Annotated in this window: 9 protein-coding genes and 1 pseudogene; 1 reads left to right on the forward strand and 9 read right to left on the reverse strand. The window is 35.8% G+C overall.

All coding sequences use genetic code 11. From position 1 onward, the window contains the following. Positions 1–209: 209 nt before the first annotated feature. The 5 genes from L647_RS0111385 to L647_RS0111410 all read right to left on the reverse strand — a co-directional run bounded on the left by L647_RS0111385 (position 210) and on the right by L647_RS0111410 (position 5,294). Positions 210–860 (reverse strand): peroxiredoxin-like family protein, encoded by a 651-nt coding sequence (locus L647_RS0111385; RefSeq protein ID WP_024611215.1) that lies wholly within the window; start codon positions 858–860, stop codon positions 210–212. Positions 861–1,098: 238 nt separating this feature from the next. Further along, a complete protein-coding gene (locus L647_RS0111390) occupies positions 1,099–1,296 on the reverse strand; it encodes a CPXCG motif-containing cysteine-rich protein (RefSeq protein WP_024611216.1) in 198 nt (65 codons plus the stop codon). A gap of 99 nt (positions 1,297–1,395) precedes the next feature. Further along, positions 1,396–3,651 (reverse strand): EAL domain-containing protein, encoded by a 2,256-nt coding sequence (locus L647_RS0111395; protein WP_024611217.1) that lies wholly within the window; start codon positions 3,649–3,651, stop codon positions 1,396–1,398. A 420-nt stretch (positions 3,652–4,071) separates the two neighbouring features. Then, positions 4,072–4,533 (reverse strand): GNAT family N-acetyltransferase, encoded by a 462-nt coding sequence (locus L647_RS0111405; RefSeq protein ID WP_024611218.1) that lies wholly within the window; start codon positions 4,531–4,533, stop codon positions 4,072–4,074. 137 nt (positions 4,534–4,670) lie between these two features. After that, positions 4,671–5,294, reverse strand: a complete 624-nt coding sequence (locus L647_RS0111410; RefSeq protein WP_024611219.1) for a sulfotransferase — start codon at positions 5,292–5,294, stop codon at positions 4,671–4,673. Positions 5,295–5,592: 298 nt separating this feature from the next. Between L647_RS0111410 and cysZ the strand changes: the two genes are divergently transcribed. Continuing rightward, the gene (gene cysZ, locus L647_RS0111415) at positions 5,593–6,303 is read left to right on the forward strand and encodes a sulfate transporter CysZ (protein WP_029880450.1); all 711 of its coding nucleotides are present in this window, start codon (positions 5,593–5,595) and stop codon (positions 6,301–6,303) included. Between the two features lie 155 nt (positions 6,304–6,458). On the opposite strand, the gene L647_RS0111420 is transcribed toward cysZ, so the two are convergent. From L647_RS0111420 to L647_RS0111435, 4 genes and pseudogenes are all read right to left on the reverse strand, one after another. Beyond that, positions 6,459–7,589, reverse strand: a complete 1,131-nt coding sequence (locus L647_RS0111420; RefSeq protein ID WP_024611221.1) for a PepSY-associated TM helix domain-containing protein — start codon at positions 7,587–7,589, stop codon at positions 6,459–6,461. An 18-nt stretch (positions 7,590–7,607) separates the two neighbouring features. Next, positions 7,608–9,650: pseudogene (locus tag L647_RS01000000124090) on the reverse strand (TonB-dependent receptor). Between the two features lie 210 nt (positions 9,651–9,860). Next, positions 9,861–11,219 (reverse strand): histidine kinase sensor domain-containing protein, encoded by a 1,359-nt coding sequence (locus L647_RS0111430; RefSeq protein WP_024611222.1) that lies wholly within the window; start codon positions 11,217–11,219, stop codon positions 9,861–9,863. After that, positions 11,216–11,929, reverse strand: coding sequence for a response regulator transcription factor (locus tag L647_RS0111435; protein ID WP_024604903.1), 714 nt, complete (start codon positions 11,927–11,929; stop codon positions 11,216–11,218). The genes L647_RS0111430 and L647_RS0111435 overlap by 4 nt, the downstream gene beginning before the upstream one ends. Positions 11,930–12,122: the final 193 nt, after the last annotated feature.

Here is a 12,122-nt window from a genome sequence, read left to right on the forward strand (position 1 = left end):
TACGAATGTAGCTAACAAAAACAGTGTACTGTTTGGCATGTCTGTTTTTGTTGTAAAAACAGTATTGGGAGTATTTTGTAACCTATTACTATAACTTTGATTGAAAGGTCGTTAATGTAACTGAGTAGTGCATAAACCATGGATGAAAACTCACCACTTATAGTTTTAATGCACTAAAGCGCTATCACTCTATATTATAAAGGATGTAATTAAGACAGCTTACGTAGCTCCTCAATAATATCATCTGGCTCTGAACGTGTACGGTAATCTACATCAACATAACGCCAAGTAACAAGTCCATCACGACCTATAATAAATGTGGCAGGTATAGGAAGTATATTACCATTGCCATTATTTATTGCCTCTAAGTCGAGTTTACGGTCAACTCGCATGTGCTCTACTAAGTACTCTGGTACTTCCCATGCAACGCCATACTGCGATGCAACTTTTGCACTTTGATCCGATAGCACTAAAAAATCCATCTCACTTATTTCATTTTCACTCATTGATCCATCGGGTACCTGCGGGCTAATAGCCACTAACTGTGCACCTAACGAATGGATATCAGCTAACCTTGCTTGCAATGCTTTAAGTTGTAGGTTGCAGTATGGGCACCAGCTACCACGATAAAATGTAACAACAAGTGGTCCTTTGGCTAATAATTCGGTAAACGAAATTAGCTTACCGTCTGGATTTGGCAATTCAAAACTCGGCGCTTGTTCGCCCACCTTAATTGCACTGCTACCTTGCTGAAAAGACTTTGCTTGCTCAATTATATCGTCAACACCTTTCATAAAATCAGGATTTGCTTGTCGACCTGCTGCAATTTTAGCATCAGTTTGCTCTTTTAAACTTTTCATATTTATCTCCAGCGCACTCTTTAATTTACTCATGTTAAGTATAAATCACCGTATTTAAAGACACACAACAACGACTTAAAATATTCTCTTAACAATTAACTTCAAATGAGTTTTACGAATTTAAGAAGTAATACTACTCCTATTTATATAAATTTATCTTTTTTAAGAATTAAAGCTAATTTAAAAAAGAGAAAATCAATAAATAACGGCTACAAAAAAACAACGTAATATCACTTTATTAGTACGCTTCATCTTCACCATATACATTAACAACCAACTCATCATCAATGTCGTATGAGACTAAAAAGTTTATTGGCTTACAGCACACTTGGCAATCCTCAATATATTGCTCATCTACATCTGAAGTATCAATTAAAACATCAATCGCTTCACCACAATAAGGACACTCAATTGTTTTTTCTGGTAATTGGTTCACTTTTATACCTTCTGAAAATTAACTTAAATATTATTACACCAGTAACAATAGCATTTTCAGTGCGCGTTTAAAAATTCACAGTACTTACATTTACAACAACTAAATACCATCTTTTAAGTACGTATTATGCCATTGTAAATACTGCTCGTGAGTCATTGGCTTGGCAATTAAATAGCCTTGTATAGCATCGATATCTATTTTTTTAAGTACTTCAAATTGCGCTAATGTTTCAACTCCTTCTGCAACAACAGATATATTAAGACTTTTACCTAAATTAATTATCGTTTGCACAATACTATGACCTGTACCGCTATCACATATTTTATCAATAAAGCTTTTATCTATTTTTAGTTCTTTTACTGGAAAAGAACTCAAATGAGTTAAGCAGGAATAGCCTGTACCAAAATCATCGATAGAAAATATAAAACCATGACTTTTTAATTCTTCCATTTGTTGTATTGCGCTGTCTATATCACCCGATAACATAGATTCGGTTATCTCTAACTTAACGCGTGAAGGTTCCACATCAAAATGGTTAATTACATTTAACAGCTCATTTTTTAGTGTTGTTGAGTTAAATTGACACTGACTTATATTTATTGAAATATTGAATGACTCATCAATAATATTATTACGGCTTAAGTCATTAATTAAAATACATATATCGCGTAATACCGTATTTTGTAACTTTTGAATTAATCCGTATTGCTCTGCAATCGGAATAAACTCATTAGGTGCTATTAGCCCTTTTTGTGGATGGTTCCATCGAATAAGCGCCTCAGCGCCTATTATTTTTCCTTGCGCATTAATTTGTGGCTGAAAGTAAGCACAAAATTCATCACATGCTATTGCTCTAACAATGTCAGTTTCTAGTTCAGCTTGGTTTTGAAGTAAAGTTTGTAATGCTGGATCATAAAAACTACTGCTATTACCTCTTTTCTTTTTTGAATGGTACATTGCCGTATCGGCAAATTTTAGTATGTTGTCTGTCACTGAATTTATTTTATCGATTAAACAAATACCAATACTACAACTCACCTGAAATGCTAGTTTTCCAACCTCAAACTTCTCATCAAATACACTTTGTAAGCTTTTAGCCACTATTTCGGCTTCAATAATAGCCTGTTGATTATTTTCACCAACATACTCTAGCAAGATAATAAATTCATCACCTCCAACCCGAGCTAATGTATTAGGTGCTTTAATTACAGATCGGAATCGTGTTGATAACTCAACTAAAATTTCATCGCCTGCGCTGTGCCCCAGTGAATCATTAATCCTTTTAAAGTTATCTAAATCTAAAAACAATAACGCACCGACTTTATCACTCTGCTTTATTGTTTCTACGCAGAGCGTTAGCTTATCGCTAAGCATTCTTCTATTTGGGAGGTTGGTTAATGAATCAAAAAAGGCTAGTTTCGTTATTTCTTGCTCTGCATTTTTCCTAACCGAAATATCTCTAGCCATCCATACAACATGCCTTTGCAATGGGTTATTTGGCTGATAATGATCAAGAGGTGCTGTTCTTCCCTCAAAAGTAACTTTATTATTTTTAATTTCAAGCTCATATTCAAAAAATTGAACATCGTTAGTCGTTAATGTTTTTTCAATTACATTCATGATCAACTGAGACTCTTTTTTAGGGAGAGCATCTTTTACGTTTTGATGAATCAATGTACTTGGTGAGCTATACAGTAATTCATTTGAAGAACCATAAAGATCAGTGTATTCACCGTCCTCACTTAAAATTAAGATCAAATCGGGCATCACTTTAGTAAATGCTTTAAATTTTTCATTACTTTGTTGTAAGTCTGCAATTAACTGTTTTGCTTTAAACGACTCAACGTTTTTTTCTAACGCGATACTCGTAAAATGAACAAAATAATCAATCAGTTCTAAATCATACGCTGACGGGGCTTTAGGCTTATCGTGATAAATAGCGAACGTGCCAAGTATTTGGGATTGTGTTGAGATAATAGGAGTTGACCAGCATGATCTTAGCTCAAAGCTTAGTGCGAGCTCTTTGTAATCTTCCCACAGTGGTGAGACCGCTATATCTTCTACAATTACGCGAGCATTAGAATATGCAGCAGTACCACACGATCCCGCACTTGGACCAACGTGCACTCCATTTATAGCTTGGCAGTATTTGTCATCTATATTTGGAGCTGCGCAATGAAAGAGCTGACCTTCTCTTAATGATAAAATTGAGCATCTTGCAGATTCATCATCAATAATTTCTTCAATAGATAAACAAATGTCATTAATAACAACATTTAAAGGTAACCCTAGTGCTATTTTAGATAAGATATCTTGCTGATGAGATAACAACTTTCTTAATCTAACTGTTTCCATATTCCACCATAAAATTTCATTATTTTTGTTTTTAATTTATAAGAATATTTAATCGCCTAAGTTATAAAAATTTCAGACCAACTTAATATTTATACTATATAAATAAGTATAGCTATGATTAAAATAAAGGGAATAAAAGTAGGATTAATTAGAAGTAGGTGAGTTGTCACATATTAAAGTGATTGGTGATGCAACTAACCAGAGCTGTGGGTCATAAATCTATGTTAAGTAGCTATTATCAATGGTAGCTACGTTAAATTCACTTACAATAAACTCGTTCAGGTTAATTAAATTAGCATTACAAATAAGCACGATTAAAAACACTTTCACCGTTTATAAACCGTGTAGTACCTACTATGAGGTTATTTTGCCGTCGTAAAGCTAATCTTTATTTATCTAATATTTTTGGAGGGGGAAATTTTACTTACTTAGCCCTAATTCCATAAATACACTTTGTGGGTTGTCTTGATAAGGTCCAAAACTGTCACAACGTTTAAATCCTAGATTTTCATATAACTTAATCGATTGTATTTGCTTAGGACCTGTTTCTAGTCTTATGAGTGGAATTTGCTCTTCCCCAGCATGATGCAATAATATTTGCATAATACGTCTAGATAACCCTCTGCCTCGATAGCTAGGATTGACATAAAGCCGTCTTATTTCGCCATAAGGTGTTTTATCAAACTGTTTTACAATAGCGCCACAAGCAATAATACCATCTTCATTCTTTAATCCTATAGCGTAAACACTTGGCTGGTTTAGCTCATTCACCGTAAGAGATTGTGCTGTTGCTACCGGGTATAAGGAGTTAATAAGTCGGTCGATATCAGAAAAAACATTAATCACATCCTGGTCATCTTGGTTTAAATCGACTAACTGCATGGAAAATCCAATTTTGTATTAAAAATTTGTTGGCAAACTATACCTAATTGTAACAAATGAACAACCTCGTTCAGCCCGTTTTTCACTTATTTAAACGTTTATTTAAGATAGATCAATATTTAAATAAGATAAACTACCTACAACACGTAATCAAAATACTTACGGTGCTCTACACCCGCTAAATTAGAATTGATTTTATTTGGGTGCTTATATTCTTTCCAGCTTGCTACATGGCGTCCAACATTTAATTTAGGGAAATCAGTATTTCCTTTAATCGCGACTCCTAAAAAATGTTTTAATTTTAATAAACTATCTTCCTCACTAACATCTATCATTAAAAAATCATCACGGTCTTTAAAGTAAGAAAAAACAGCCTGTTGATGTTTTAAATAACAATCAGCTAACGAGATATGCGTTAAAGGTAATGTTGAGGGAAATACCTGATGAAAACTGCGTTTTAAAATAGGGTTAAATTTTCCCGTTTTTGGCTCTAAATGAGGCGCCATTTTTTTTAATAGCATTGTGATAGAAAGCACCCATTTATCTATATCTCGATTTAAGTAAACAAATTTAGCATCTGGAAATAACGTATCCAAATGCATATAGTCGCTAAAACAAGGCGCGTCAGATACTGCATCCGCCATCTCAAACGCTTTTTTAGTAAATGCAGTATGAGCGACCGATAGCCCCATTCCTAATAGCGCGACACTTATACTGGTAGTACCGGTTCTTGGTAAACCAATAATAAAAACTTTAGACATCTATGTTACTCATGTTAAAAAAGCACCTCATTATTACATGTGTTTGCTATTCCATAATAAAGAAAATTTGGTACTTTGGATTAAAATTGTTTAGATAAGTTGTTTGTAATTCAATATGATTAATTAATAACGGCCTTTGTTAAAACGACCTTATTCACTTATTTTTAGCTCTGATTTATATTAAAACGACGAAACTAAACACTTTGTTACCTAAAAATACTGTTCAAAATTATTAAGCAATTTATACTGCGCGCAGTGGTAAATATTTATTGAGGTTATTGTGCAGATCATAAAAGGCATGGAATATTTTTTTTCAGGGTTTAAGTTAATTAGTCAAAAAGGATTAAAGCGCTTTGTGCTGATCCCGCTATTAATTAATATTTTACTCTTTAGTAGTTCGCTGTATTTCTTATTTGGCTGGCTAAGTGACAGCTTTACCTACATCAATAATATGCTACCAGAATGGCTTAGTTGGTTAGAGTGGTTGATGTGGCCAATTGCAGTACTGGTGGTGTTATTTAGTTACAGCATGCTATTTACTATAATAACCAACTTTATAGCAGCTCCATTTAACGGTTTACTCAGTGAAAAGGTAGAACTGTATTTAACAGGTCAACAAATTAATGATGATGGCTTTGCTGAGTTATTAAAAGATGTGCCACGCATGTTTGCACGAGAGCTAACAAAGCTGTGGTATTACTTGCCCCGTGCCATTGGTTTTTTTATATTACTTTGGATATTACCTGTCATAGGGCAAATTCTGTGGGTGCTATTTACGTGTTGGATGTATGCAATACAGTACAAAGATTACGCATTCGATAATCATAAAATCGACTTCAAACAAATGAAAGACGATTTAAAAAGCAAACAAGGCTTATCGTACGGGTTCGGCTTTGCCGTTATGATATTTACAGCAATCCCTATCGTAAATTTAATCGTAATGCCTGTTGCAGTTTGTGGCGCTACCCGTTTATGGGTAGATAACTACCGCCCTAAATATCGCGATTAGTTAGATAATAATATCTATGAGTAATATTAAATAAGCAGCTTTCATTAAAGCAAACATACAGCTTATGTAAGTACAGTGGGGTTAAAAAATCCGATAAAGATTATTTATCGGATTTTTATATTCTTGATGAACCCTTGAGTGAAAAAATTAATCGATTAAGGCTTACCCTTACTCGTTACTAGGCGCTTCCACGCTAGTACCATACCGGTATAAACTAAAAAGCATGCTAGCAATGATGCCAAACCAGCTAATGTTTGCCCTATAAAACCAAAGTATTCACCGGTATGTAAAAATCGAGATGTTCCCCATGCTTGATCGCCTCGCGTCCAATCCGATTTTTTTAGCGTTTTAATTGCATCTCCAGTGCGAGTATCTAAAAATAATGAATACGCATATTCTTGGCGATTCCCGATACTGGTATCAATATAAAAACGTGCTTCGTGTTTTTTGTCACCTAATTCTAACCACATCGAATACCAATCAGCGGCACCATTATTAATTGCATGTATTTGAGCTTGTTGGAATAAAGCATCGTAAGGTACTTTATCAGCCGATAAATCTAATACTAGTAGATGCTTTTCACGCTCCGGTACGTTTTGCCCAAACGCGCCATATAACGCTTTATTCGCCCAGTCAAAATGAAACAAAGTAGCCGTTAATGACAAAACGAGTAAAACCGGTAAACACCAAATTCCAAAAACTAAATGCCACTGCCTATTTCGATGATGTGATGATTTGTAACTCTTTGCTAGTAACAAATATCCTTTTAATGCAGAGCGATTAAATCGCTTTGGTAACCACAGATAAGCACCCGATAGTAGTAAAAAGATAAAAAATAGATTAGCGTAGCCATTTATATTTTTGCCAATCACTTGTGAAGCGCCATGCAGTAATAAATAACGATGTATATCAGTTACAACGTGAAAAAAACCAGCCGCTAGCCCCTCTCCTTCACGAATAACATCTCCCGTATAAGGGTGTAATAAGTAGCTATGTTTCCCCGCCCAGGCAGGAATAGCAGCCCCTTCTCGATTTACCCAACGAATATAAATATGTGATTGACTCGGATGCGATTTTTGCAAAATATCTACAACAGCATCAGTCGATAGCCGCTGTTGAGCATAGGTGCTTTTTACAGTAAATCGCATTTCATCTAGCTCAACAATCTGTCGCTCATAGGTTAATAAAAAACCCGTGAACGACATGCTAAAAATAAATAAACCGGCGATTAAACCTATAATTAAGTGAGCCCAAAAGACCCACTTTTTAAACGATTTTAAGAACATAAAATAAGTTACTTATTCTTAAAACTGATAAGAAATCGATAAGCGAATATCGCGCCCAGATTCGTATGGACCAACAACAGTGTCAAATACTTCACTGTAATCACCCACACTTGAATGATCGATATATAACTCATTAAATAAGTTAGTAACAGCAACATTAAATAATAATGCATTCGTCACATTCCATTGCCCATATAAATCAACAGTGGTATAGCTTGGTTTATTTAGGGTATATAAAAAATCGGTCCAACCAAGGTCAACAGCTTGATGAAGAGTATCAATATCGAGTGAATCGACTTTAGTTACACTAAAACCAACCTTTGCATCGGTGTTAATGTCGTAATCAACGCCAGCAACCCATGTATTGCCTCTGCTATTACCTAAACCGACAAACTCATAGCCATTAATATCAATTGCATCATAACTTACACTGTACAACCCATCACGTGGGTCAAGCTCTGTATCAGTAGCTGAAAATCCAATGAAGAAATCAAATGAATTTAAACGATATGCTAGGTCAAACTCAAATCCTTTAGTCTCTAACGTGCCTATATTGTTATAAACCGAGTTTCCTTCATACCCTTCAAATATCACATCATCTAAAGACGAATTATAAATACTTGCCTTAGCGGATAAATTTTCATTAGTGTACGCTATGGATGCTTCAATATTAGCTACGGTCTCAGGTACTAAACTTTCATCCGCTACTGGAATATCTGAACCGTCATATAAATATCCATCAATGGTAAAGCCATCCCCTATTTGTTTACCACGCGCGGCTTCAGCATACCCAAGCCCTACTGTCCAAGCATCATTAATGTCATATGCTAAACCGATATTAAAGCTCACTTCATTGTCGTCTAAACTCGATGCGCTTTCTGTAATTGCAGTGCCATAATATTCATCTAATAAGATGTCTTGTTTAAACTTATAACTATCAAAACGCACCCCATAACTCAGTAAAAGTTGTGGAGTAATATCACTATAACCTTGTGCATAAACACCCAGTACACTGCCTTGTTCTGAATTTTCTTTTGCACCTGCTGCAGACCCACTCGATACTTCATCGTTTCTATAATCAATGCCATAAACAAATTTATGTTCATCAATAATACTTGTATTACGAATATCTAAGCCATATGTGTCAATGTCAGCAAGCCAAGCAAATCGACCGCCATTAAAAGATGATTCGGTTTTGTATGCTGTCACCTCTAAATACAATAAGTTATTGTGAGAAAATATATAATTAGCAACGTAAGTCTCTCGCTCTGCTTCACTTGGGTACAAAGCATCACCTTCTTGTACCGCCCAGTTAGGGCGTGCTGAAAAATCCCCTTCTTCGTCGCGTTTTTCAATACTTACCGACAAATGATGATTATCTGCTAACTCACCACTGGCTTTAATAAACATCATATCTTGATCGGCNCAGCCGTACCATAAATAGTATCGCCATCACCATCTTCCATGTTGTCGCGATCCACAGTACTGAAATATCCTAGTACGCCCCATGTATCACTTAATTTACCGTATACACTGGTGCTTAAACGCGTACCGTCATTTGAAAAGTAACTTGCTTTAACACGTCCACCAAATTGTTCACCTTGATTAAGTAGGTCTTGCGCGTCTTTAGTTTTAAAGCGGATAGAGCCGCCNGCCAATCGCACCAGGACCACTTGTTGCTTCGCCGGCACCTGCTTGCACATCTATTTGCTGTAATAGGTCAGGATCTATTGTTACACGACCAATATGATGAAATAACGTTGATGTTTGCTGTGCACCATCAACCGTTATATTTAATAAAGAATCTTCAACACCACGAATATAGATCTTTTGTGCAACGCCTACCGAGCCACCCACGCTAACAGAAGGTGAATGTCGAAAAATGTCAGCCAGATCACTTGCTTGATATTGTTCTATTTCTTCAGCTGTAATACTCAAATTAGTTGCAGAACCAACTACAGATATTTTTTCAACAGACGCTGTATTTTTAGCAAGTTCTTGCGCGTATATAGGTGAACTAAATGATGCACAAATGGCACTCATTAGGGCTAATTTTTTCAAGGGGGACGTTCCTTCTTAATTGCAAATAAGAAGGATTATCATTTTCTTTTAATGAAAGGCATAGCAACTTTACATTTGTTACATTTAGGACATATACAAAGACGCGTTAGGTGCAATCTACTTTAGTTGTCTAAAAATATGTAATTAAGGGCGTGAACAGAACGAGAAAGCGTTACTCAGTTTTTGCAAGCACACAATATGAAATGTAATTTATGCACCTTTAGGAACCGTTACAGTCATCACTAAACCACCTGCAGTATCGTTTTTAGCAAATACTGTTGCAGCAATCGCATGTAATTGCCTTTGTGCTAAAGCAAGCCCTAAACCAAAGCTATCACTGTTGCATGAGCGAGCGGAATCAATCCGGAAAAAAGGTCTAAAAATAGTATTTAAATGCTCTTTAGGTACTCCTGGACCTTGATCTGCAATAATAATTTGATATTCATGTTTATAATCAATGAGGCTAACCCGTACTTTTTTATTAATGGGTGTGTAACGTAGTGCATTTCTAAGTATGTTCTCCAGTGCTTGACCTAATGCTCTGTGATTACTGTTTTCAATATGGGCTTGATTAGGTAAGTCAGCAGAAATCAGTTTATCTGGGTACTCAAAACGCCCATCTTCAATGAGAATTTCGAGTAAATCGACTAAATCCAAAGATTCAATGCGCAACTGAGGTGACTCGTTATCTAACCAGGATAAAGTAAGCGTGTCATCCACTAACTTACGGATGTGCTGTGACTCTTTGTGAATACGCTCTAATTTGATTTGCGTGTCTTCTACACCTTTTTCTCTGTGAGTGAGTAAATTGTCAGTTGCTATGTCTAAGCGTGTTAAAGGTGTTCTCAACTCGTGAGACAGATCAGTTAGTAATACACGTTGATGCATAATCTGATCACTGATCCGCTCTGCCATTAAATCAAATGTTTCAGCTAACTGGGATAGTTCATCATTGCGTGAGCCCAGCTGCTCTCGAACTCTGACACTAAAGTCTCCTTTGCTAAATGCCCTACTTGCTAAGTCGAGTTCTTTAATGGGATGCATAATATGGCGATATAACACAATCGATAAACACACCAATATCAGCATTGGTAATAAAACTTGTAACGACAAACGTGTTAAATTCCAAAGTGATCCTGGGCGCATTCTTTGCGGCAACTGCACAACAAGGCTAGTTGCACCATCTTTAAAAGGTAATTGCATAACGGGTGCATGCTCAAAATACAGATGGATTTTCCAATCAATACTTCGCCCCAAGTTATACCCTGTATACTCATAACGATGAGAGCGATTACCAGCTAACTCAACCACATTGGCTTTAGCAATTACAGCCCAAATATTTTCTTGTTGTTGTAAATCATCAACCCAACGCTCAAGTTCGCTCATATCGCCTTGATCAAATATAACCTCAGCCTTTTTTTGCCAATTAATTAACTCTTCTCGGCTTGAGTCACTTAACATGCTCATATCATTTTCAAAATGATTAACCGCGACATTAATTAAATAAAACATCGCAACAACACCAGTACCAATAATTAAGCACAGCTTCCAAAATAAACGTCGTGTCATTTAATACAGTACCCTTGCCCATGCACAGTGTGTAAACGGCTGCCATCCCAGCCGGCGTTATTTAATTTTTTTCGTATACGACTCATATGCATATCTAAACTACGATCGTACTGACTGAAACGCTTGTTAAGCGCCACTTGATATAAAAAAGGTTTTAACAGTATTTGTTCTTGGTTTTTCATTAAAATTTGCAGCAAGGCAAACTCAATAGGCGTAAAAGCTAATAGCTCACAATGCAGAAAAACCTGCTGGTGTAGGCTGTCTATTTCAAGTCCATCAATATTAGCAATGTAAGGGGTATTTGTGTCTTGTTTAAAAACGCGCCTTAGTACTGAATCTACGCGTAGTAATAATTCTTGGCTATTAAACGGTTTTGCTAAGTAATCATCTGCACCGGCTGATAAACCTAGAATACGCTCTTCTTCAGCATGTTTTGCCGATACAATTATTACAGGGGTGTTATTACAACTACGTAAAATATTAAGCACTGCTAAGCCGTCTTTGCCCGGCAACATAACATCTAATAAAATAAGACTGAAACGTTGAGCAACCGCTAAATCAAGCGCTTGATTACCATCAAAACACTGTGTAACAGAGTATCCTTGGTTGGCTAGTAATTCAGTAATTTGATCATTAAGTAATGTATCGTCTTCAACAACTAAAATATCAAAATCAGATTTGTTGCGTTGATAGGCCTGTGGTGCAGACATAGAAAGCCATAATTTTTATAGTATTAAAACAAATTAAAGCAAATAGTAATACAAATCAATATCAAAAGCAGTGTGGAGGAAGAAAGTTAATTTTTTGAGTGTTTTGAGTGTTTTGAGTGTTTTGAGTGTTTTGAGTGTTTTGAGTGTTTTGAGTGTTTTGAGTGTTTTGAGTGTTTTGAGTGTTTTGAGTGTT

This window comes from Pseudoalteromonas sp. TB64, from assembly GCF_000498095.1.
Classification (GTDB): domain Bacteria; phylum Pseudomonadota; class Gammaproteobacteria; order Enterobacterales; family Alteromonadaceae; genus Pseudoalteromonas.

What these genes read in the sequence shown, in the direction of transcription:
- L647_RS0111405 (WP_024611218.1), bottom strand. Translation starts at nt 4,533, where the DNA reads ATGCAGTTAGTCGATTTAAACCAAGATGACCAGGATGTGATTAATGTT.
- L647_RS0111420 (WP_024611221.1), bottom strand. Translation starts at nt 7,589, where the DNA reads ATGTTCTTAAAATCGTTTAAAAAGTGGGTCTTTTGGGCTCACTTAATT.
- L647_RS0111395 (WP_024611217.1), bottom strand. Translation starts at nt 3,651, where the DNA reads ATGGAAACAGTTAGATTAAGAAAGTTGTTATCTCATCAGCAAGATATC.
- L647_RS0111385 (WP_024611215.1), bottom strand. Translation starts at nt 860, where the DNA reads ATGAAAAGTTTAAAAGAGCAAACTGATGCTAAAATTGCAGCAGGTCGA.
- L647_RS0111410 (WP_024611219.1), bottom strand. Translation starts at nt 5,294, where the DNA reads ATGTCTAAAGTTTTTATTATTGGTTTACCAAGAACCGGTACTACCAGT.
- L647_RS0111430 (WP_024611222.1), bottom strand. Translation starts at nt 11,219, where the DNA reads ATGACACGACGTTTATTTTGGAAGCTGTGCTTAATTATTGGTACTGGT.
- cysZ (WP_029880450.1), top strand. Translation starts at nt 5,593, where the DNA reads ATGGAATATTTTTTTTCAGGGTTTAAGTTAATTAGTCAAAAAGGATTA.
- L647_RS0111435 (WP_024604903.1), bottom strand. Translation starts at nt 11,929, where the DNA reads ATGTCTGCACCACAGGCCTATCAACGCAACAAATCTGATTTTGATATT.